Origin of the sequence: Siminovitchia sp. FSL W7-1587, from assembly GCF_037963795.1 — a bacterium.
GTDB lineage: Bacteria > Bacillota > Bacilli > Bacillales > Bacillaceae_C > Siminovitchia > Siminovitchia thermophila.
The window spans coordinates 3,040,460-3,063,739 of sequence record NZ_CP150169.1; the positions used below are offsets into that span (position 1 = coordinate 3,040,460).

Here is a 23,280-nt window from a genome sequence, read left to right on the forward strand (position 1 = left end):
AAAGTTGCGAGTAAGTCGAAAAAGCAGATCGTAAATCCCAAAGGTTGAGAGTAAATCGAAAAAGTGGATCGTAAATCTCAAAAGTTGCGAGTAAGAGAAAAAGTCGATCGTCATTTCCAAAAGTCGTTAGCAAACCTCAAAAAAGACGAGTAAATCCCAAAGGTTATATGGATTTGTCATGATTAAGGGCTATCTAAAATGTCCAATTTAGAGTATATGCACTAAAATGTAAAACCCCAGAATGTCGATGTTATGGCATTCTGGGGTTTGTTTTTTATTTTCAAGCTGAAATAATACTTTTCGGACAGCCTCCTAAGCAGTCGTCCGGCTGCTTTTTTGAATATGACCAACACACATGATTATTCATTTTTACTTGCTTGGATTTCCAAGGCAATTTTTACTTCATCACTGACTACGACACCACCCGTTTCAAGTGGGGCGTTCCAAGTCAAACCATAATCGCTCCGATTGATCTTTCCTTCGACACTGAAGCCTGCTTTTTCGGCTCCACTCATTGGGTCTTTCACCACACCGCCTGTTATAACAGTAAATGTTTCCGTTTTGGTCACGTCATGCAAGGTGACTTCACCCGTCACGGCATATTGTTTTCCTTGTTTTTCGAAATTTGTTGATTTGAATGTCAAAGTCGGGTATTTTTCAACATCAAAAAAGTCGGCAGACCGAAGATGGTTATCGCGGTCTTCGTTGCCAGTGTCAATACTTGCCACGTCGATTGAAAAAGAAACCTCGGCTGTTGTCAAATCTTCAGGGTCCGCTTTTATATCAGCAGAAAATTCATTGAAAGTTCCTTTTACTCTTGAAATCATCATATGCCGAATAGAAAATTCAACCGTGCTATGCGCTTTATCAAGTGTCCATGTAGAAATTGCCACTAAAATTCCTCCTCATTAGTTACAAAAAGTAAGTTTGTATTTTAATTATAGTTAATAGTTATTTATTTGTAAAGGGAATATGTTTGCTTTTTTTTGACAAGCGTGATGGAACGATGAATAATCAAATTAGAGAAATAGACAGGGAAAGGAATGGTTGGTCGTGCGTATGGTTGATATGATTGCCAAAAAGCGTGATGGGAAAGAATTGACGCCCGAAGAAATTCAATTCGTCGTAAATGGCTATGTTAGTAACGAAATTCCCGATTATCAAATGTCCGCATTCCTCATGGCCGTTTATTTTCAAGGGATGTCCCATGCGGAAACGGCGCAACTTACACTGGCAATGGCTTCGTCAGGGGACAGGATTGATTTATCAACCATTGATGGAATCAAAGTTGACAAACATTCTACGGGTGGAGTTGGAGATACGACTAGTATCATTTTGGCGCCTCTTGTCGCAGCACTCGGCATTCCGGTGGCCAAAATGTCTGGCAGAGGGCTGGGACATACGGGAGGAACGATCGATAAGTTGGAAGCTATTCCGGGATATCGGGCAGAGGTATCGGAAGAAGAATTTATTCGGCTTGTCAATCAAAACAAACTCGCGATCGTCGGGCAATCGGGGAATCTCGCACCGGCCGACAAGAAGATATATGGTCTTAGGGATGTAACTGCAACTGTAAATTCAATTCCGCTTATTGCAAGCTCCATCATGAGCAAAAAGATCGCTGCAGGCGCCGATGCGATTGTGTTGGATGTTAAGACTGGTTCCGGCGCTTTTATGAAAAAGTTTGAAGACGCCAGGTTGCTTGCGAATACGATGGTTGAAATTGGCAACCAGGTGGGCAGAAAAACGATGGCAGTCATCTCAGATATGAGCCAGCCGCTTGGCAATGCGATTGGCAATGCATTGGAAGTAAAGGAAGGCATTGAAACGCTACAAGGAAGAGGCCCCGCTGATTTAACCGAATTATGTCTCGTTTTGGGCAGTAAAATGATCGTGCTTGCAGAAAAAGCGGAATCTGAAAAAGAAGCACGCGAATTACTGGAGAAAGTCATGAAAAGCGGTGAAGCACTTCAAGTGTTCAAACAATTTTTAGCCGCACAGGGAGGAGATGTTTCTGTCGTTGATAATCCGGAAAAGCTTCCGAAGGCTGTTTATCAAATTCCAGTCGCATCCCCTGAAAATGGATATGTTTCGGCAATCAAAGCCGACGAAATTGGAACAGCTGCCATGCTGCTTGGAGCGGGCCGCGTAACAAAGGAATCCGATATTGACTTAAGTGTTGGAGTCATGTTGCATAAAAAAATTGGAGACAGGGTACATTCAGGAGAATCGATCGCGACAATTCACAGCAATGTCCAAAATGTTTCGACTGTAATGGAAAAAATCGTAAAAGCGTACCGTTTTTCCAAAGAAAAGATTGACCAAATACCATTAATCAGAGGATGACTTTCAACATTTGCCGCTTCGTGATATGATCAATGAAAGTGATTCTCATTTATAAGATGATGGGGGTAAAGATATGTTGGCTGTTAACTCAATTGCGGAAGTCATCCGTGAAAGAACATCTATTAAAAAAGGTTTTATTGATAAAGAAATTAGCCGCGAACAAATTCTATCATTGTTGGAGGATGCTGTTTGGGCTCCAACACATGGCGTGCGTGAACCGTGGCGTTTTATCTTTATATCGGGAGAACGGAGAGAAGCGTTTATCGAAAAAGTGCTTACATGTGTTGAACCTGCAAAGCATGAAAGCACCCGCGCCAAGTTTGGGGAAGTGCCGGTTTTTTTGATTGCAGTGGTGGACGACGATCCGCGGCAAAAAATACGGGAGGAAGATTTTGCGGCAATAAGCTGCCTCTTGCAAAACTTCCAGCTTCTTGCCTGGGAACAGGAAATCGGCGTATGTTGGAAAACACCAGCTTATATACATGACCCGCGCTTCCGCTCGGCGCTCGGTGTCGAGCCTGGAGAAAAAATCGCCGGAATCATGCAAGTGGGATATTTTGATAAAGAAATAGTGGCAAAAAGAAGCCGGAATCGGACGAATCCTGCTGAAAAGTTAACAGATTTTTAAAGCGGACCCGTTTGGGTCCCCAGCTTGTAGAGAAAGTGGATGGTAAGTCCCAAAAGCCGCCAGTAAATCTAAAGAATGGCAAGTAATTACCTGGAATCGGCTAGTAAACCAAAACAGTGGATAGTAATCTCGAAGAGTCGCGAGTAAATCAAAAAGTGGATAGTAATCTCGAAGAGTCGCGAGTAAATCAAAAAAGTGGATAGTAATCTCGAAGAGTCGCGAGTAAATCAAAAAAGTGGATAGTAATCTCGAAGAGTCGCGAGTAAATCAAAAAAGTGGATAGAGTAATCTCGAAGAGTCGCGAGTAAACCAAAACAGTGGATAGTAATCCCTAAAAGTCGCGAGTAAACCCCAAAAAAGACGAGCAAATCCAAAAGTATGAATGGATTTGCCGTGTTTAATTTTCGGGGGGTTTGTCGACAGTCTGAGGACCCGTTTGGGTCCTTTTTTCATTTAAATGGTCGGCTTAAATCGGATGGGATTACGAAAAAGCTTTACCTTAGTGAAGAGTTGCTGATTGAGTCCATCGTCGTCCAGGGAATTCCGGTGCCAGCGGCCAGATCACAAAAGGGAAGCGAAAGCTTTTTCCGAGGATATGGAATCGAAGACGGCCATGGAAGGCTGACTTTTATGCTGGAGGTGATTTTTATTTCTTCGGCGCTCTTTGAAAAAATGTCGTACGATTCATCAACTTCAGTAGTTTTCCCCATCTGGCCAGCCTTCCCGCTCTTTATTTTTATCACGACACCCCCCGTAGTGATTTTGGAGCATTGACGCACATATTGTTTTTTATTATAGTTTATGGGGTCAACTATTTAGGGGGGATGTCCTAACCATGGAAATCAATCAACGAATTTTTGAGCGATTTATGAATATTATGCTTTCTGGAAGAAAAGGGATGTCTACGCTTGTTTCAGAACAGCTTTTAAAAGACTATTCTATTGAACAATTTACACTTATCCAACAGGTTTACAAGCTTGGCACCATTCGGGTTTCAGAACTTGCCGAGTTGCTGTACGTACATAAAAGTGCCGTGACGGTTCGTGCGGATAAACTTGTAAAAAAAGGATTGCTTATCCGGGAACGGGACATCGAAGACCGTAGAAGTGTCTATTTGCGACTTTCTGAGGCGGGCGTTGAATACTACGAAACGATGGAAAATAAAATCAACGAGTTTGTTGAAACGATTGTAAAAGATATTCCAAAAGATGAAATGGAGCGTTTTCTGCAAGTTTTTGAAAAAATTGCCTATCACATCGAGAATTACAGGGGGGAAAAAACATGAGAACGGTCTTGCGTCTGAGATGGCTCGTCTTGGCTGCTTGGATAGTTTGCGCGATAGCATTAGTCGTATTTGCGCCGAATATGAATCAACTTGTCCGGGAAAAAGGCCAGTTGACAATTGCGGACGGATATCCGTCAACGGTGGCGGCAGATATATTGGCCAAACACTCACCTAAAGAAAAAGGGGGCGAGTCATTTATCGCCGTTTTTCATAGCAATGACACATTTTCCGAGGGGCAGCTTTCAAATATTGCGTCCACTATCGATTCACTCGACCAGAAAAAAAGTGAATTAGGGATCAGTGAAATCACGACCCACTTTCAAGACAAGGACTTATCGGACCAGCTTGTCTCCAAAGAAAAGAATACAGTCATTGCATTGCTCGATGTGAAGATTGGGGACGAGGAAATAAAGGATGTGCGCAAGCGTCTTGATCAGGAGATCAGTACAGCCGATGTGGAAACGTACATGACTGGAAATGCGCTCATCAACGAAGATGTCATTATCAGTTCAGAAAAAGGGCTGAAAAAAACAGAAATCATTACCGTTATTTTCATTATGGCCGTTCTTCTGTTAGTATTTCGCTCCGCTGTGGCTCCGTTTATTCCGCTTTTAACAGTTGGGATGACGTATTTGGCTAGTTCGTCGATCGTTGCCTTTTTAGTAGATCGGCTCGACTTTCCGGTTTCCAATTTTACACAGACATTCATGGTGGCGGTGCTTTTCGGAATTGGAACTGATTATTGTATTTTGTTGCTAAGCCGTTATAAGGAGGAGCTTTCGAACGGGCAGGATATTTATTCCGCCATTGTCGCAACTTACAAAACGGCTGGAAAAACGGTTGTATACAGCGCCATTGCCGTCATGATCGGTTTTGCGTCAATCGGGTTTGCTTCATTTAAACTTTATCAATCGGCAGCAGGGGTAGCGGTCGGCGTTTTTGTGCTTTTGATTGCCCTATTTACGATCGTTCCTTTTTTCATGGCGACCTTGAAAAAAGCTCTTTTCTGGCCGGTGAAAAAAAATATTTCTCATAAAGAAAGTAGATTATGGGGCTGGATGGGAAACCTCGCGATTACAAGACCGCTTGTTGCCCTTGGTATCGTTGCCTTTTTCACCGTTCCGCTTCTTGTAAGCTATGACGGCGAACTTTCATTTAATTCATTGGATGAAATCGGCGATGAGTATGACTCCGTCAAAGGATTCAACATTGTTGAGGATAATTTTGGTCCTGGCGAAATGATGCCGGTTCAACTCGTCATTGAAAATGACGATCCGATGAAACCAAAAGAGTATTTAACCTTGATTGAGTCGCTCGGAAATGATTTGGAAAAGCTTGAACACGTGGAAAAAGTCCGCAGTGTCACAAGGCCGACAGGTGATAAACTGGAAGAGTTGTATGTGAAAAAGCAAGCCGATCAACTCGGCGAAGGGATCGGTGAAGGAACAGAAGGCATCTCGAAAATCAAAGATGGCTTAAATGAGGCCGCTACTTCGATTAAGGATTCCAAACCAGAGTTGGATAAGGCAACCGGCGGGATTGGCGAGTTGCAAGAAGGCACGAAAGAATTGCAGTCCGGTGTCGGTCAACTGCAAACGGCGCTGGGTGCCATCGAAAATGGAATTCGCCAGGGAACAGATGGCGCTGGTGAGTTGAAAAAAGGGGCGGCTGAAGCAAGTCAAAAGGCCGCGGAACTTCAGGCGGGAACGAAAGAACTGCTGGGGGGATATGAGCAGGCTCAAACGGGTTTGGCGCAATTAAGCTCTGAATATGGGAAAATACCGTCGACTTTGGAAGGGGCACAAAATCAGCTCATGTCGTTGGAAGAGCCGCTCGGAAAACTAGCGCAAAATCACCCGGAAATCATTAACGATCCAAATTTCGCCGAGATTCAGTCCATTGTGGAGAATGCGACAAAGCAGGTTGCGATTGCCGGAGGAACGGTTTCTGCTCTCAATGGCGAGTTGGAAAAAGTGAGAACGGGTCTTGCAACGGCAAACAGCCAACTAACAAGGATAGTAGAAGGCTTGGGCCAATTTTCTTCGGGTTTAAAAGAAATAGAGAACGGTTTGAAGGAACTGGAGTCAGGTTTGGGAGCCGCTGCTTCTGGCCAAAAGCAAGTTGTCGATGAAATCCCGGCCATTGCATCGGGAATGGGGGAAATTGCTAGTGGTCAGGAACAACTTCGTTCTGGCTTTGGTCAAATGGGAAACCAATTGGATGAATTAAGCGACGGGTTATCCGCCAGCAGTGAAGGTCTTGAAGAAATAGAAGGTGGATTAGGCGAAGCGAAACAGCACTTGTCCAATTTGGCAAAAGACACCGACATACAGCAGTCGGGAATTTATATTCCGGACCAATTGTTGACAGACAAGGAATTCCAGCGCGTGTTTGATATATACATGTCCGGGGATGGTAAAATGACAACAATTGACGTGGTCCTTGATTCCAACCCATATGCGAAGCAATCGATGACGATGCTTTCTGATATTGAAGATACGATTCAAAATGCCGTTAAAGACACGAAACTGGAACAGGCCAACATCGGTATCGGCGGCGTAACGAGCATGAACAGGGATCTCGAGTCCATGTCTGATGCGGACTATTCAAAAACCGTCATGTTTATGATGGCCGGAATCGTCGTCATTTTAATCATTTTACTGCGGTCGCTCGTTATGCCGATTTATATCATTGCTTCGCTGCTATTAACCTATTATTCATCAATCGCGATGACGGAAGTGATTTTTGTCAACATTCTTGGATATCCGGGAATCAACTGGGTTACACCATTTTTCGGGTTCGTCATTTTGATTGCCCTTGGCGTAGACTATTCTATCTTTTTGATGGACCGCTTTTCCGAATACAAAGAGCTGGACGTGAAAACAGGCATTATGCTCGCTATGAAAAATATGGGTACGGTCATCATCAGTGCTGCCATTATTTTAGCGGGCACCTTTGCGGCAATGCTGCCATCAGGCGTCTTGTCCATGCTGCAAATAGCCACATTAGTACTGACAGGACTACTGTTTTACGCTTTAATCGTCCTGCCGCTATTTGTACCAGTACTCATCAACCTGTTGGGAAAAGCAAACTGGTGGCCTTTTATACCGCGTAAAAGCGATCAGTAACATACTGAACCGGGAGGCAGTGGCCTCCCGGTTTTTTTTGAGGGCGTTTAACCCGCTTGCGAAAAACTAACGGCAAACGGAACCCTCGCGCAAGGGAGGGGGAGCTACCCGTTGATTCGTGAAGGGAGGAAGCTACCCGCGTATAGGGGAATTTACCCGCGTATAGAAGGAGCTTACCCGCGCATAGGCGGAATTTACCCGCGTATAGAAGGAAATACCCGCGTATAGGAGAAACTTACCCGCGTATAGGAGGAACTTACCCGCGTATAGGGGAGCTTACCCGCGTATAGGGGAATTTACCCGCGTATAGGGGAGCTTACCCGCGTATAGAAGGAAATACCCGCGTATAGGAGAAACTTACCCGCATATAGAAGGAAATACCCGCATATAGGCGGAACTTACCCGCGTATAGGAGTAAAATTCCCCGTGGATTAACAGAAATCCTCGCATTTGATCGATGGGACACGCTCAGAGTGTCATCCGGTCTTTTGTTCTTACAGGCTCTCTATAAAGCTTAAAATTTTTTGGTGAAAGTATTGGTGTCCTTTGCTGTTAGGGTGCAGTCCGTCTGGCATAAAATTTGAAAGAAAGTCGGGGTTTTTTACATAGATTCCGCCTTCCCGGTACATATCTTTGACGGGGATGCCGCAGAGTGCGGCGGTTTCCTTGATCGCTTCGACATATTGGTCCAGCGTTTCGCCACGGCTGTTAAACTCCCCTTCGTTTTCCCGCCAGCGCGGCAACGGGGTGATCACGCTTAATTGTTTGGTCGGGTATTTCTGGATCAGTGCTTGCAAGAATATGTCCAAGGCGCCGTAAAAAGTATCATTCGTGGCATCCCCAAATTCTCCAAGCGGCTTCTTTCCCAGTCTGAAGTCATTTGTTCCGCCAAAAACTGTCACATAGTCGACATCCAAAGGAGTTCGCATAAGCCGTTCTAAAAATGTTTCTTCCGTTGTGTAGCCCGTTCCTGATAGGCCGTAGTTGATGACCGTACAGCCTGTCCGTTCCTTGATGTAATCATGGTATTTCTTTGTCTGTGGTGAATGCTTTTGATCCGTTATACTGTCGCCAATTATGAGCCATTTCTTTCCGGTCAGGTTGTATCTATGCTTTCTAAACAAGATATAATGCTCCTCCAGTTTCTTGTATTTATTGAGAAAAAATCAGCCCAGAATGTTTTCGTCTTTCTGAATAGGGCTGGGACATAGGTTGAAAGCTGATTGATATTCGTAAAAACCGTGAGAATAAAACCGTTGTGACAAACTTGATTCCATGCGGTTTATTCATTTTTACAGGGTATGTCCCGGCCCATTCTTTTATACTTTTCCTGCCCCTTTGCCATTGCTTTTTTATATTTTCATTGTATTTTGGTAAAAAATCAATTAATGAGCTCTGTGTGTATATCAATTTCAAAGCTGACACTCTTTATGACTGACGTTCTAAGTTTTCCGCGCTGATAAAACGAAAGCTTTTCAAATAATATCCGCCAGGAAGACATTGACTAGGATCTTGCGATATTGCGGGCAAATTCTAGATGCAGTGGGCGTATGCACCATTACATGGAGTGGCGGATGATTGGCTCTTGCAATGCCCTGCGGCGAAGAAAATGATGGGGCTGGGACATAAGTTGAAAGCTAATTGATATTCGTAAAAACCGTGAGAATAAAACCGTTGTGAAATCAAGGTTTTTCAAACGGTGGTTACCCCTAAAAGTTATATTTTCTACTCTAACTTTCGGGGGTAAGTACCAACTTGATTCCATGCGGTTTATTCATTTTTACGGGGTTTCTGTCCCCGCTCTTATAGAATAGAATAAACTCTTTCTAATAGTCTGTTCCATCACAAAAGCAGAACTGCTTTGAGAGGCTGTAGACTATAGAGTTTGGAGGCATGGTCGTTCTTTTCGCATTTTCTCAGTTGGAAGCTTAACCTCCGAAAGAATGAGGTGATTCAAAATGGGAGAGTTGAAAAAGAGCAGTTGCCTTAATGGCTTCTGCTCCTTGATTTGGCTTTCTTTTGAAACGGTGCCCACCAATTCAGGTCTCCAAGCAATTTCATCAGAGAGGGCACTAAGACCATCCGGACGATGGTTGCATCAATAAATATCGCGATGGCAACCGTCACTCCCATCTGTTGGACGGGTACGACTCCGGTAAAAGCGAAGGCCCCAGTAATGACAATCATAATGGCTGCCGCGGATGTGATGATTTTACTCGTCGATATCAGGCCTTCAAGCGTAGCCCGATCGTTGTCGTGTGTCTTCATATATATTTCGTGAATCCGTGAAATGAGAAAGACTTCATAGTCCATGCTTAGTCCGAATACGATGCTGAAGGCGAATACTGGAATCATGAGCGCGATGTCTACCGGATGAAAGCCCAAGTGCCCGCCCTGGAATAACCAAACGACGAGGCCGAATGTACAGCTCAGACTGATGATATTCATGATGATCGCCTTTAATGGAATAAGGACGGACCTGAAGGCGATAAATAAAATCACATAAGTTGAAATTAAGATAAAAGCAAGGCTGTAAAAAATTTTATCGTAAATTTCATCAAAAATTTCCTGCTGGAATTTCGGATGTCCTCCGACAAGAAGCGGGATTTCACCTTGGTCATCACTCCAAGACCTTACCCAGTCTTTTGCTTCTTTGGATGACGTGTCGGTATCCAGTGTCACTTGAAACAAAGCATCCCCGTCATTTGTTAATTGATCGATGGCAGGGTTTACTTGTTGAGCCATTTCAGGAACGGCGAGTGCGTTGATGATTTCATCTGCGCTTAAGTCGGTCGCGGAAAAAAACGAGTCTACTTTATTTACGAGCGGATCTTCTTTTAGCTGGTCAACCACTTTTTCCAAGTCTTCCAGCGTTTTCCTGTCAGTGATTTTTCCCTCAGTTTCTGCTATGACGGGAACCGTCACCTCGTTTTTCGTTTTGAAATGATCCTCAAATGTTTCAAATGCTGTTCTTGCTTCAAAAGTCTTCGGCAAGGCATCCGCTTCGGGAATGACCAAATTCATTTTTCCAACGGGAAGGGCCCCGGTAATGAGCAGAAGCGAAGCCAGCACAGCCATGATGACAGGCCGTTTCATAACAAATGTTGCAAAAGCATGCCAAGCGCTCGATTCCTTTTTCTTTTCCCGAAAAATCATCAGTTTATTGATGCGCGGCCCAAGAATGGAAAGCAAAGCAGGCAAAAAGGTATTCGCGGCCAATACGGATGTGAAGACAACCGCCACTCCTGCCAATGCAACAGCCTGAAAAACACCTACTTCGATGAATAACATGCCGATCATGCCCAGAAGCACGCACAGGCCGGAGAAGATAATCGTTCTTCCGGAAGTCGCCACTGTTTTGATAATGGCTTCTTCAACAGGCTGTGTCGTCAGTTCCTCCCTAAAACGGTTTACAAACAATAGGGCGAAGTCGATTCCAAGGGCAAGCCCGATCATCGGAGCGACGTTTAGCACAAAAATCGATAAATCCATTGTGTTCCCGGTAAAATAAAGCAATCCCATAGAGAAAATGACGCTTACAAATCCGGTCAGAAGCGGGATGATAGCTGCGACGAGCCCTCTAAAAGCCAAAAGCAACACAATCAGGGCAATTGGAATGCCAATTAATTCAGCCCGGACGAGGTCGTCCTGCGCGGCTTTGCTCATGTCTTCCTCAATGACATGCCCGCCTGTCAAGCTGGCCTTAAACTGTTTATCGTCTTTTAGTTTATCGCGAACATCCGATATTTGTCCGCTCATTTCATTTTTTTCTTCATCCAGGGAAAGAAGCGCGTATGCCACATTGTCTTTCATCATTTCCGGATGTTCCAGCGGCGAGCGGTTTAAGTCAACATCTTCTACTTTTTTGACTTCTTTTAGTGTATTTTCAATATAGGCGGCGAAATTTTCGGATTTCCCTGTATCTTTTTTTTCAAATAATAAGATAGTGGATGATTGGGGAATGTCAAATTCTTTTTCAAGCTTATTTTCTACTTCATTATACATGCCGTTATATTCAAATCCGCTTCCCTCCAAAACAGATGGGAGCTTTAATGCAAAAAATCCGAAAACAGCTGTGATAACGATCCAAGCAAACAATACTAGTTTTCTTTGTTTATAAATAAAGGAACCGAATTTTTCCATCAATGATCCTCGCTCTTCTCTTTTTTACTCATTTGGAAGAATGAATCCGTCCATCGGATGCTCTATGTATAGAATACCATTACTTACATCTTTCCTGTTTCGGTTTTCATAAAACTTCTATGTCAAATGTTTGATAAAAAGCTTCCTTTGCCGCAAACCGGATGAAGAAAAGAAGACAGCAAATAAAAAAAGAATCAGTCTGCCGTTTCTTGACGGCGAAAGGCTGATTCTCTTGCGCTGGATTCATCCGGGAAAAAGCATGAGGCGCCAATTTTTTCATACAATCCGCTCTTTTTAAACAGTTCAATACCCCAATCAGGCAGCCCGGAAACTAGAACCGTGCTTCCCGCTTTTTTTATATTTTCGATAATGGAAGCGAGTTTATCCTCTCCGGTCGCATCTATCATGGTTACATGCTGCATATCGAGCAAAATGACCGAAGGCATTCTTCCAATTGAGGCCATTAAGGAATGTTCAAAGCTTTGGGCGGTACCGAAAAATAATGGACCTTTTATCGTAAAAGTTTTTATTTGGAAGTGAGCAGTCAAATCAAGTGTTTCCTGTTTCCGCTTTTGCGGATCAGGCGGATTGTCGATTTGCAGTTGTTCGCTTTTCTTTTTGACGAAAGAAAGAACAGCGAGCAGCAAGCCCACTTGGACGGCGACGGTCAAATTGACAAATACCGTTAAAAGAAATGTAACGACGAGAACGAGCGAGTCGCTTGTCTTTAACTGTAGAATATGTTGAAAAGCTTTGTATCCGCTCATATTCCAAGCCACTAGCATCAGAATCGGAGCCATTGCGGCAAGCGGAATATACGAAGCATACGGCGCAAAAAGAAGCAACGTCAGCAAGACGAAAACACTGTGAATGACTCCGGACAATGGGCTGACAGCGCCTGATTTAATATTTGTTGCTGTTCGCGCGATCGCACCTGTCGCCGGAATTCCGCCAAACAAAGGAGAAACGATATTGGCAATGCCCTGTCCAAACAACTCACGGTTTGATTTATGTCTGTCTCCCGTCATACTGTCGGCAACTACTGCTGACAGCAAGGATTCTATTGCTCCAAGAGCGGCTATCACAAGAGCGGGTGTTATGAGCATCGTTATTTTTTCCAATGTTATCTCCGGAAACTGAAACTTTGGCAGTGACTGCGGTATTCCGCCAAAGGCCGTGCCAATTGTCTCAACTTGTCCAGGGTAAAAGATGACGGCACATAAAGTCGGAATCAACAATCCGACCAATAAAACCGGAATCCGCGGGAAAAGCCTTGGGATAATCATAATGACGAGAAGGCCAATGAAAGCTGTTAATATACTGTACCCGTTTATTTGGTCTAGATGACGAAAAAGTTCCGCCATATTTTGATGGAAGTATTCCTTTTTTTCCAGATGATCCAAGCCCAAAAAATTTCCAAGCTGTCCGGTGAAAATAATGACAGCAATCCCCGTGGTAAATCCGATTGTGACGGACCTTGGTATAAAGTGGACTAGGTTCCCCAGTTTTAAAAAGCTCATGATGACCAAAAGAATTCCCGACATGAGACCGGCTATTAATAAATTTTCATAACCATATTGAAGTACGACGGCGAGCAAAATCGGAATAAATGCTCCTGTAGGACCCGCAATTTGAAAGCGGGAGCCTCCCAACAAAGATACAATCAATCCGGCAATGATCGTCGTATAAATGCCATATTCGGGTTTTACACCTGAAGCCATGGCAAAAGCCATTCCAAGTGGAATGGCTACGATACCGACAGTGATCCCAGAAACGAAATCTTTGCGGAGGCTTGCGGGTTGGTAATCGCGAAATCGATCATCACCAAACAATCAGCAACACCTCTAAATATATGTTCATACGAAAATGAATGGAATTTGTATATCTATCTTTATTATAGACGATAAACACGGGAAAAGCAAAAAAAGTTTTTTATAAACATGCAAAAATGTGAATAAATCCTTTGAGAATTGTATGAAAAAAAGCATCTCATTCGTGACATATAAATAAAAAACAAGATCAACTTCATCATTTTTGTACATGTTGACCATAGAGTTATAAGTAGGATAAAGTTACAGTATATGTACGAAAGCGTTTCAATTATTTTTGCTGGTCACGGTGGGGAATTACATAATATAGAAAGCGAGGAGGAATATGGGATGAAACGTTATGTCAACTACATTAATGGGGAATGGGTTGCTTCAGAATCTGGTGAATGGGTTCAAAATACGAATCCGGCAAACGGCGAAGTACTTGGAGAAGTAACGTCATCGACCGAAAAAGATGTGGACCGTGCGGTGCAGGCTGCTAAAATGGCGCAGAAAAAATGGGCATTAGTTCCCGCTCCGGAACGGGCAGATATTTTATATACAGTCGCTAACCTGTTAAAGGAAAGAAAAGAAGAATTAGCCCAAGTGTTGACGACGGAAATGGGGAAAGTGATTGCCGAAGCCCGTGGAGAAGTGCAGGAAGCAATTGATATGGCATTTTATATGGCAGGAGAAGGGCGCCGGTTGTTTGGTGAGACTGTTCCATCCGAATTAAGAGACAAATTTGCGATGAGCGTACGGGTACCGGTTGGTGTTGCGGGATTGATTACACCTTGGAATTTCCCCATTGCCATTGCCTCTTGGAAATCGCTTCCGGCCCTTGTTGCCGGGAATGCCGTTGTTTGGAAACCGGCGACAGAAACCCCGTTCTTGGCAGCCGAATTTGTAAAAATATATGAAGAAGCCGGCCTTCCAAAAGGATTGCTGAACCTTGTATATGGCTCGGGAAGCGTTGTGGGCAACGCGATCGTTGAACATCCAGGGATTGATCTCGTTTCATTTACAGGCTCCAATGAAGTTGGCGCTAAAATCAATGGCCGTGCGGGTGAACTATTGAAACGTACGTCACTGGAGATGGGCGGAAAAAATGCCGTAACGGTATTGGAAGATGCTGATCTGGATTTGGCCGCGGACGGCATTGTTTGGAGTGCGTTTGGTACAACAGGCCAAAGGTGTACCGCTTGCAGCCGTGTGATTGTGCAAGAGACGGTCAAGGAAGCCCTTGAGCAAAAAGTATTAGAGAAAATGAACAATTTGAAGCTTGGAGATGGGCTCGATGAATCCGTTGATGTCGGACCTGTCATTAACCGCTCTGCTTTGGAAAAAATTCATGAGTACGTGAAGATCGGGCAAGAAGAAGGAGCCAAAATGTTGGCCGGCGGTGAGATTGCAACCGGTAACGGTCTCGATAAAGGGAACTATTATCAACCGACGCTCTTTACAGACGTCAGAGCCGACATGAGAATCGCCCAGGAAGAAATTTTTGGGCCTGTCGTTTCTTTTATACCGGTAAAAGACTTAGATGAAGCCATTGAAGTGAACAATAGTGTGAAATTCGGATTATCCAGCTCGATTTTTACAGCCGATGTCAACAAAGTATTCCGCGCCATGCGCGATTTCGATACGGGTATCGTGTACGTCAATGCGGGTACGACGGGAGCGGAAATCCACTTGCCGTTTGGGGGAACAAAAGGAACAGGAAATGGCCACAGGGATTCCGGAGTCGCTTCCCTTGATGTCTTTACGGAGTGGAGATCGCTATACGTAGACTACAGCGGAAAAATTCAGCGGGCGCAAATTGATAATTACTAATCTATTATCTATATAATAGGGAAACAGGGCTGTCTAAAAAGTTCAATTTAGAGGAAATACACTAAAATGTAAAACCCAAGAATGTTGATTTTACGGCATTCTTGGGTTTTCTTTTTTAAATTTTCGAGCTGAAATATTACTTTTCGGACAGTCACCTCAGCTTGTAGAGAAAGCAGGTGCTTTTTCTCTATAAGCTTTTTTATTGATATGTTCATCTGATTTTACCCTTTTCTCAAAGAAAAAAAGCCTCCCTTACACCTAGCCCTGTCTGTCCAGGTGTAAGGCAATCTTCTTCATGTTCTGACAGGCTCCAGTGAGAAGCACCTGCTCGGATGCCTTTTGTAACCCCCTCAACCGACAATAACGAAGCCCATGCGTTCTTTTGAATCTGCGAAGCTTCGTTTGAATTTCCCTTTCCAGTTGGCGCTCCGTTCTTTTTGAATACTCCATCTTGTATGAAGCAATTTTATCACCGTTGCGTGTTACTAGGTGCTTTTGTTGCAAGAAATGCTTAAACTCTTTGGCTTCTTTTGTTCCCACTTCTTGTGGTGGAACATCAGTTACTACCGTTACATCGTTTCATTCATGATCTTCATAGTCACTTGCTAGTTCGGCAAGAATAAAAACAAAAAGTGCTAAGTTATACTACAGTATGACTTAATTACTTACTCAAATTCTATTTCGTCCATCCAACTTTCTCCACCTTCATTCCAAATTCTTTTTATCCGTTCAAACTACTTCGAACGTTCGATAAGCTATTTAGCATAATTGCTTTACATTACCTTTTTGACATTCGTCCATCTTTCTTAAATACTTTTGATAAATTACATATATAAAAATGATCATACATGTTTTGGTATCGATGGATTAGATGAATACAAACCGTCCTGTTGAGTTCGAGGTATCACTGAAAGTGTGAGTGATTAAATTCACTTGGCATATGAACATATTATGGGATTTCATAATTCTATAGATATAATGATAATATTTTAAATATTAATATTTTACAAAAATATCACTTTATGATATTGTCTTGTTAATCAACTCACCAATCATCTAAGGAACGAAGTTCTTTGGAAGTTGAAATTAATAAAAGGGGTGTTGTTTATGAGAAAACAATTAGGTGTTATTTTACTAGTTACTTTATTTTTGTTGTCTGTTCCTACGTTTGTAAGTGCAAGTCCATTAACCATACATGAAGAACCTATTTATTCACAATCGGTTAAAGAAGGCGATGAATCATTAAGTCGGATCATAAAAGGGAAAGATATTGATTTGTCCTTTTTAGCTGAAAATAACACGGTATTAAATGAGGTGCAATATCTAGAAAAATGGAATAAACATAATCCGGATTATGAAGTTTCAAACGTAAAAATAGTAGGAGATAATGAAGGAAGTGAATCCAATAGCGTTTCGCCTTCGGTCGTTATCGGTCCTGATGGACGAACCAAAGTTTCTAATATTAATGTTACCCCGTATAAACAAACGGTCTACTTGGAATCTATATATTTAAATACTTTTAATGAATTAGTGATTTATAGATGTTCAGGATCGTTTTTTAAAGATAATTTGGCTCAAGGAAAAGTGCTAACTTCTGCTCATTGTATTTATACACGTGAAATGGACGAGAACTTTGTTCAAGGTTATGTATTAGGAATGGCTATATATAGAGGAATGAAAGATGGAGTGTATGATGATGTTTCTTACGCAAGTTCTGTTAAAATTCCATCTGAATATATTAATACTGGGCAAATAGCTACTGACATTGGCGCTGTTACAATGCAGGATGATTTGTCTATTGGGTTAGGAACTTTAGATTTAGAAAATGCTTCCTCAAGAACTGTAAAAATTGGAGGTTATCCTGCTGATAAACCAAATTATAATCAGTATATAATGAGTGGGAGTGCTAACTTGAGCAATGGAGTTTTAAGCTATACAATTGACACTTATGGTGGACAAAGTGGTGCTCCTGTGTTGGATAATAATACAAACAAGGTTATCGGAGTCCATTCTGCAGGTAGCACAATTAATCAAAAAAATTATGGAACTGCTTTAGACCCACTTAAAATTCTTTTTTTAAAACAATAAAACAGGTGTTTCACTGAAATGAAGAGGATCATTTTCTTTTTGTTATTAGGTATAATAATAGCCATGATATTTTTTTTCTATAAACAAATAGTTTTTGAGAATAAGGAAGTAAAAAATGAAGTAGTGAAAGAAGAAGAGATTGAGTTTAAAATGTCTGGCTATTATTACTTCGGCTATCTTGATCAAAGAGAAAAACAAGATAGTGAGTTTGAAAAAGATTATTTTCATAATATGGATAACCACTTTCAAGATTATTATCATAACATGTTCATAATGTCTAAAAATGATAAAAAATTAGAAGAAGAATATATGAAATATTTTGAATCGATAGGCGGGTTGAGACTTTATTCAATACCGAGTACAGGTTTAAATTTAAAAAATGGTGACTATATAACTTTTATTGTGAAATCTCCTATTAAAGAATCATATCCTGCGATGATTGGGAAAATCGAAAGTGTTGAAGTGTTACATCCTAGAGTTGGTCATTAATCATTAAAGTTAAATTCATTTTAATGATACGAGGTAGATAAACGAATGATGTTTCTTCCAAAACCTTATAAAAAAAGAGTGGGATTTACCACTCTCAGCTTGTAGAGAAAGCAGGTATTTTTTCTCTATAAGCTTTTTTATTGATATGTTCATCTGGTTTTACCCTTTTCTGCCTGTCGTCTCTGTGGAAAGAACGTGAATGCAGGCGCTGTTTTCCATAAAAACCGGGTAGGTTTTTATCTATATGTACGGCTTAATGTATAATAGAGAAAAAACATGATTGAAACGGTTATCCGTTATGGAAAGTGGATCAGGATGATAAAACTCTAAGGTAAAGGAGAGTCTTTCCTTGATTAAAATGAAACTCGTCGTTCCCCGAAAAAATTACATAACAAATGCGCTGGACAGGTTTCATGAGTTTCTTTTGAGCGAAGAGAGTGAAGATCGTGAGGGGCCTGATTTCACATTGGAAGAAGTGGTTGTTCCTACGGATCAAGTAAGGGGAAAAACGTTTGATGCCGACGTGATCATTTCAAGGGGGCTCGTGACAAAACTATTAAAAGAAAGTCACGATTCCACTCCAATCGTTGATATTCCTGTTCAAGGAATTGATTTGATCCGCAGCCTGGATGAATGCAGGAAACGTTTCGGACAAAAAAAGGTTGCGGTGATTGGTGCGGCGAACATGATTTTTGGTGTGGAGAATTTGGAGGATATTATTGAATTGCCGATTCACAAATATATTCTGGATGATATTCGTTCATCGGATCATCTCGTAGACTTGGCGGCAAGTGAAGGTTGCGAAGTTATCTTATCAGGTTATAATACGTGCAAATATGCCGACCAAATCGGGTTGAGAACGATGTTGATTGAAACTGGAAAAGAATCGTTTCGGCAAGCCTTGACTGAAGCAAAGCGCCTCGCCATCGTAAGCAGGAAAGAGCAGGAGAAGGCCCAGCAATACAAAACCATTTTGGACAATGCCTATGAGGGGGTTATAGCTGTTGACCTAAATAGAAAAGTGTCCATTTTTAATATATCCGCTCAAAAAATATTGGGTATTTCCGGTTCTCATTTGCTTGGAGCTCCGATTACAGATGTTTTGTCTAAGGGTGAACTTCTTGACCGCCTGCTTGATGAAAAAGATTTTCACGAAGATATCATTTCCTATGAATCGATTCAGTTATCCGTGAAAAAAGCCGGGATCTTTCTCAAGGGCAAGCGTGTGGGAGATATGGTCGCTTTCCAGGATGTGACCGGAATTCAAGAAATGGAAGGAAAGATCCGGAAAAAAATGCATATGAGGGGCCATGTCGCGAAATATTCGTTTGGAGACATTTTTCACAAAAGTAAGGCCATCCAAGAAGTCATTGATACGGCAAAATCCTACAGCGAGGCGGATTCAAATATATTAATTATTGGGGAAACAGGAACGGGGAAGGAAATGTTTGCCCAAAGCGTTCATAACCATAGCCAGCGAAGCAATAACCCGTTTGTGGCGATTAATTGTGCCGCGCTTCCGGAGAGCTTGCTCGAAAGTGAACTTTTCGGTTATGTGGAAGGGGCCTTTACCGGAGCGATGAAAGGCGGCAAACAGGGTTTTTTCGAACTTGCGCATCGAGGGACGCTGTTTCTCGATGAAATTGGAGAAATCTCTCCCAAGTTGCAAAGCCGCTTGCTTCGCGTTCTCCAGGAAAGGGAAATTATGAGGATCGGAGACGATAAAGTTATTCCGGTTGATGTAAGAATTATTGCGGCAACGAATCAAGACTTACTGAAAATGGTGCAAAATAACGAATTCCGGGCGGACTTATTTTATAGATTGAGTGTGCTGGATCTCAAACTGCCGCCATTGAGGGAGCGGCCCGAGGACATCGCGGTTTTGGCGGAGGCCTTTTTACAAAAAGTGACATTCACCAAATCGGCACTGCAATTGCTTTCAGAGCAAAGATGGGAAGGCAATATTCGTCAGCTGCAAAACTTTTGTGAAAGGTTGACAGTGCTTTGCAAGGGACAAGTCATTGATGAACTGGAGCTGGCCAAGCATTTGCCGGATCAGGGGGAGCGAGAGTCCACTGAAAGCAACCCATCCTTTTTATCCGAAAAAGAAAGAATCATCCGTGCTCTTGAAAAGCATCATTTTCATAAAGGGAAAGCGGCGGCTGAATTGGGAATGAGCCGGACAACGTTTTGGAGAAAACTGAAAACCTGGAGAATTGAAACGAAATGAAACAAAATGAGGAAAAGTGTTTCGTTTTGTTTCATTTTTATTTTCACGCAGTTGTGATTCCATTGAGATGATGGATGGCATCATATTTGCATAATATTATCTTAGAACGATGTATGAAGTAGGAGTGAACCACAATGAAGACGGAAGAAATATGCGAACTTGTCCGCCCGCTCATCCCTGAAGGCCGAATTTTAACCCAAATGGCAGACAGATATTCATATAGTTTTGATGCTTCTTTCGGGGAATATTTGCCCGATCTCGTTATCCAACCGGAAAATAAAGAGCAGATTGCGGCTATTATGAAGCTTGCCAATGAACATATGATCCCTATATATCCAAGAGGGGCGGCCACATCGTTAAGCGGCGGCTCGCTGCCTGTAAAAGGCGGTATTGTCCTTGACATGTCCCAGTTTCATAAGAAGCTGGTTATTGACAGGGAAAATTTACTGGCCATCGTTTCTCCCAGCGTTATTACCGGAGACATTCATCAACAGGCAGAAGAAGCAGGATTGTTTTATCCGCCCGACCCAAGCAGTTCCCATGTTTCTACGATAGGCGGAAATTTGCTTGAAAATTCGAGCGGGCCCAAAGGGTTAAAATATGGAACGACGAAGGAATATGCCATAGGTCTCGAAGTCGTTACACCAACAGGGGAGATCATCCGTACCGGCGGGAAGACAGTGAAAAATGTAACCGGGTATGATTTAACGCGACTGATTGTCGGTTCGGAAGGAACGCTTGGAATTGTGACTGAGGCTATATTAAGGTTGATACCGAAACCGCAGGCTCGGAAAACATTGCTTGCATCGTTTGAAAGATTAATAGATTCGGGTCATGCCATAACGAATATTTTATCTGCCGGAATTTTGCCAAGCGCAATGGAATTAATGGATAACGCTTGCATCCGTGCGGTAGAAAGCTACACGCCAAGCGGGCTGCCGGTCGAAGCGGAAGCGATCATAATTGTTGAAATTGATGGGCATGAGGCAGCCATCGCCGAGGAAATCCAACGATGTGAAGCGATTTGTTTTGCACAAAAAGCAACAGAAGTGAGGGTGGCCCAAACCGAGGAAGAACGGGCTAACATTTGGAGGGCGAGAAAGATGGTTTCGCCTGCGATCACAAAAATGGGCCCAACGAAAATTTCTGAAGATGCAACGGTCCCCCGGAGCGAAATTCCGAAAATGATGGAGCGGCTACATGCCATACGTGACAAATATCAACTAAACCTCGTGGTGTTTGGCCATGCCGGAGACGGAAACCTTCATCCAAATATTATTACGGATAAGCGGAATGTGGAAGAAATGAAGCGGGTGGAGTCCGCGGTGAGTGAGATTTTTGAAGCAGCGGTTGAATTGGGCGGCACACTGTCGGGAGAGCACGGCATTGGTACGTTGAAGTCGCCGTATATGGAAATGGAACTCGGAAAAGAAGGCGTTCAGATGATGAAAAAAATTAAAGATGCCTGGGACCCGAACGGAATTTTGAATCCCGGCAAAATTTTTCCGCAGCCCGGTCAAACAAAGGTGGTTTTAACGTGAAAAACAATGCTGTCTGTCATCCAGAACATCAATACGTTTCTCTGCTCCATGAACTGACTTATGAGGCGGCTAATATGTGTGTTCAGTGTGGTTATTGCCTTCCAGCCTGCCCTACGTATGAATCGATGGGGAAGGAATCCCAATCACCGAGAGGGAGAATCAATCTAGTGAAAATGGCGGCAGAAGGCAAAATTGATTTGCAAAAAGACCTTGCCGAACCGATTGATCTTTGTCTTGGCTGTCGCGCCTGTGAAGTTGCCTGCCCGGTAAGCGTCCCTTACGGTGAAATCTATGAAGCGGCCAGGAGCGTCATTGCCCAGCAGCAAAAAGAGGAGGAGAACAAGTCTTCTGTTGGCGTAAAGATGCGCGACAAAGTGCTGAACAATGTTTTTCCTCACCGCAAACGGCTTCGTCTGATCGGAAACGCCACATGGCTTTATCAAAAAACAGGCGCCAACAAGTTGGCCCGTAAGCTGAAGCTCGTGCATAAAGTATCCGAGTCGATGGGGCAGTTTGAAAAAATCCTGCCGAATGTGGAATCTCCATTGAAGCGGTATAAATATGGTGAAATCTATCCGGCCGGCGGCGAGAAAAAAGCGACTGTCGCTTTTTTTACAGGATGTGTCATGGATGCCATGATGTCAAACATAAACCGGATGACCATTGAATTGCTCCAGAAAGTGGGGTGTGAGGTGTTTATCCCCAAAGCACAAAGCTGTTGCGGTGCATTGCATGCCCACCAGGGAATGATACAGGAAGCGAAAGAATTGGCCAAAGCCAATATCGAGGCTTTCGAATCGTCCGGAGCGGCCTATTTTATCAACAATGCCGGGGGGTGCGGCGCGATGCTTTGTGAATATGATAAGCATTTGAAAGGAGAGCCGGAATGGGAAGAGCGTGCCCGGCGGTTTACTGAAAAGTCTCGCGATATAACAGAAATGCTCGTGGAGTATGGCCCGCTTCCTTATAAAAAAGAGGAATGGGACGGGATCATTACGTATCAGGATTCCTGCCATTTGCGAAACGTCCAGGGTGTATCCATCCAACCGAGGGAGCTGTTACGCTCGGTTCCGGGGGCCGAGTTTGTAGAAATGAAAGGGAGCAACCGTTGCTGTGCTTCCGGCGGAATCTATAATTTGATCCACTTTGATGAATCGATGAAAATCCTTGATGATAAAATGGAAAGCGTTAAAGCAACCAAAGCCAAAACGATCGTGACGACCAACCCGGGCTGCCTGTTGCAAATGAAGCTGGGGGTGGAAAGAAGCGGACTTGAGAATGCCCGGGCTTTGCATATTGTGGAGGTGCTCGCGGAAGCTTGCGGGATTGAATCATAAAAGAGCGCATGGCGGCTCAGGCGCTCTTTTATCCGGCATGTAAGGTGCCGTAAGCCTCCCACATCGAAATCTTGAGTGAATATAAAAGGTCTAAGTGTGAGAAACGGCACCTAAATGCCCTATTAGTTCAACTAACATTCAGCAGGAGATGGAAAGAAAACGCCTACTGAATGAAGTTTCACTTTATCCCGCATGTAAGGTGCCATAAGACTCCCCCTTTAAGACCTGAGTTGATACAAAAGGTCTAAGTGTGAGAAAACGGGACCTAAATGCCCGATCGGTTCAACTAACATTCAGTAGGAGCCCTACTGAATGAAGTTTCACTTTATCCCGCATGTAAGGTGCCGTAATACTCCCCCTTCAAATCTTGAGTGAATACAAAAGGTCTAAGTGTGAGAAAACGGCACCTAAATGCCCGATTGGT

Annotated in this window: 16 protein-coding genes; 11 read left to right on the plus strand and 5 right to left on the minus strand. The window is 43.0% G+C overall.

What is annotated here, in order from left to right; genetic code table 11:
- Positions 1-359 precede the first annotated feature (359 nt).
- Positions 360-893, minus strand: a complete 534-nt coding sequence (locus NST31_RS14210) for a YceI family protein (protein ID WP_339161494.1) — start codon at positions 891-893, stop codon at positions 360-362.
- Positions 894-1,053: 160 nt separating this feature from the next.
- Here NST31_RS14210 and NST31_RS14215 point away from each other — a divergent pair, with 160 nt between their 5' ends.
- The 5 genes from NST31_RS14215 to NST31_RS14235 all read left to right on the plus strand — a co-directional run bounded on the left by NST31_RS14215 (position 1,054) and on the right by NST31_RS14235 (position 7,387).
- Positions 1,054-2,346, plus strand: coding sequence for a pyrimidine-nucleoside phosphorylase (locus NST31_RS14215; RefSeq protein ID WP_339161495.1), 1,293 nt, complete (start codon positions 1,054-1,056; stop codon positions 2,344-2,346).
- A gap of 73 nt (positions 2,347-2,419) precedes the next feature.
- On the plus strand, positions 2,420-2,974 hold the full coding sequence (locus tag NST31_RS14220) for a nitroreductase (RefSeq protein ID WP_339161497.1): 555 nt from the start codon (positions 2,420-2,422) through the stop codon (positions 2,972-2,974).
- A gap of 393 nt (positions 2,975-3,367) precedes the next feature.
- Positions 3,368-3,748 (plus strand): hypothetical protein, encoded by a 381-nt coding sequence (locus NST31_RS14225; RefSeq protein ID WP_139345555.1) that lies wholly within the window; start codon positions 3,368-3,370, stop codon positions 3,746-3,748.
- A 61-nt stretch (positions 3,749-3,809) separates the two neighbouring features.
- Positions 3,810-4,259: a MarR family transcriptional regulator gene (locus NST31_RS14230; RefSeq protein ID WP_077109893.1), complete on the plus strand. Its 450-nt coding sequence runs from the start codon at positions 3,810-3,812 to the stop codon at positions 4,257-4,259.
- Entirely contained in the window at positions 4,256-7,387 is a 3,132-nt protein-coding gene (locus NST31_RS14235) for an MMPL family transporter (protein ID WP_339161499.1), read from the plus strand. Before NST31_RS14230 ends, NST31_RS14235 begins: the two co-directional genes overlap by 4 nt.
- A gap of 494 nt (positions 7,388-7,881) precedes the next feature.
- Here NST31_RS14235 and NST31_RS14240 read toward each other — a convergent pair whose 3' ends face one another.
- The 3 genes from NST31_RS14240 to NST31_RS14250 form a co-directional block, all read right to left on the minus strand.
- Positions 7,882-8,511: an SGNH/GDSL hydrolase family protein gene (locus NST31_RS14240; protein ID WP_077109895.1), complete on the minus strand. Its 630-nt coding sequence runs from the start codon at positions 8,509-8,511 to the stop codon at positions 7,882-7,884.
- A gap of 862 nt (positions 8,512-9,373) precedes the next feature.
- A complete protein-coding gene (locus NST31_RS14245; RefSeq protein ID WP_077109897.1) occupies positions 9,374-11,530 on the minus strand; it encodes an MMPL family transporter in 2,157 nt (718 codons plus the stop codon).
- A 194-nt stretch (positions 11,531-11,724) separates the two neighbouring features.
- On the minus strand, positions 11,725-13,362 hold the full coding sequence (locus tag NST31_RS14250) for a solute carrier family 23 protein (RefSeq protein WP_077109898.1): 1,638 nt from the start codon (positions 13,360-13,362) through the stop codon (positions 11,725-11,727).
- A gap of 327 nt (positions 13,363-13,689) precedes the next feature.
- Here NST31_RS14250 and NST31_RS14255 point away from each other — a divergent pair, with 327 nt between their 5' ends.
- Positions 13,690-15,171 (plus strand): aldehyde dehydrogenase family protein, encoded by a 1,482-nt coding sequence (locus tag NST31_RS14255; RefSeq protein ID WP_077109899.1) that lies wholly within the window; start codon positions 13,690-13,692, stop codon positions 15,169-15,171.
- A gap of 258 nt (positions 15,172-15,429) precedes the next feature.
- Here the strand turns inward: NST31_RS14255 and NST31_RS14260 are convergent, their stop codons facing one another.
- Entirely contained in the window at positions 15,430-15,621 is a 192-nt protein-coding gene (locus NST31_RS14260; RefSeq protein WP_328799778.1) for a transposase, read from the minus strand.
- A 657-nt stretch (positions 15,622-16,278) separates the two neighbouring features.
- Between NST31_RS14260 and NST31_RS14265 the strand changes: the two genes are divergently transcribed.
- The 5 genes from NST31_RS14265 to NST31_RS14285 all read left to right on the plus strand — a co-directional run bounded on the left by NST31_RS14265 (position 16,279) and on the right by NST31_RS14285 (position 22,856).
- On the plus strand, positions 16,279-17,259 hold the full coding sequence (locus NST31_RS14265) for a trypsin-like peptidase domain-containing protein (protein ID WP_077109901.1): 981 nt from the start codon (positions 16,279-16,281) through the stop codon (positions 17,257-17,259).
- A gap of 18 nt (positions 17,260-17,277) precedes the next feature.
- The gene (locus tag NST31_RS14270) at positions 17,278-17,748 is read left to right on the plus strand and encodes a hypothetical protein (protein ID WP_077109902.1); all 471 of its coding nucleotides are present in this window, start codon (positions 17,278-17,280) and stop codon (positions 17,746-17,748) included.
- A gap of 358 nt (positions 17,749-18,106) precedes the next feature.
- Positions 18,107-19,978, plus strand: coding sequence for a sigma 54-interacting transcriptional regulator (locus tag NST31_RS14275; RefSeq protein WP_339165561.1), 1,872 nt, complete (start codon positions 18,107-18,109; stop codon positions 19,976-19,978).
- A 134-nt stretch (positions 19,979-20,112) separates the two neighbouring features.
- Positions 20,113-21,519: an FAD-linked oxidase C-terminal domain-containing protein gene (locus tag NST31_RS14280; RefSeq protein WP_339161503.1), complete on the plus strand. Its 1,407-nt coding sequence runs from the start codon at positions 20,113-20,115 to the stop codon at positions 21,517-21,519.
- On the plus strand, positions 21,516-22,856 hold the full coding sequence (locus tag NST31_RS14285) for a (Fe-S)-binding protein (RefSeq protein ID WP_339161505.1): 1,341 nt from the start codon (positions 21,516-21,518) through the stop codon (positions 22,854-22,856). The genes NST31_RS14280 and NST31_RS14285 overlap by 4 nt, the downstream gene beginning before the upstream one ends.
- Positions 22,857-23,280: the final 424 nt, after the last annotated feature.

Bases quoted from the DNA above. Each gene is read 5' to 3' on its own strand.
- NST31_RS14220 (WP_339161497.1), top strand. From the start codon at position 2,420: ATGTTGGCTGTTAACTCAATTGCGGAAGTCATCCGTGAAAGAACATCT.
- NST31_RS14230 (WP_077109893.1), top strand. From the start codon at position 3,810: ATGGAAATCAATCAACGAATTTTTGAGCGATTTATGAATATTATGCTT.
- NST31_RS14235 (WP_339161499.1), top strand. From the start codon at position 4,256: ATGAGAACGGTCTTGCGTCTGAGATGGCTCGTCTTGGCTGCTTGGATA.
- NST31_RS14245 (WP_077109897.1), bottom strand. From the start codon at position 11,530: ATGGAAAAATTCGGTTCCTTTATTTATAAACAAAGAAAACTAGTATTG.
- NST31_RS14255 (WP_077109899.1), top strand. From the start codon at position 13,690: ATGAAACGTTATGTCAACTACATTAATGGGGAATGGGTTGCTTCAGAA.
- NST31_RS14260 (WP_328799778.1), bottom strand. From the start codon at position 15,621: ATGGAGTATTCAAAAAGAACGGAGCGCCAACTGGAAAGGGAAATTCAA.
- NST31_RS14265 (WP_077109901.1), top strand. From the start codon at position 16,279: ATGAGAAAACAATTAGGTGTTATTTTACTAGTTACTTTATTTTTGTTG.
- NST31_RS14270 (WP_077109902.1), top strand. From the start codon at position 17,278: ATGAAGAGGATCATTTTCTTTTTGTTATTAGGTATAATAATAGCCATG.
- NST31_RS14275 (WP_339165561.1), top strand. From the start codon at position 18,107: ATGAAACTCGTCGTTCCCCGAAAAAATTACATAACAAATGCGCTGGAC.
- NST31_RS14280 (WP_339161503.1), top strand. From the start codon at position 20,113: ATGAAGACGGAAGAAATATGCGAACTTGTCCGCCCGCTCATCCCTGAA.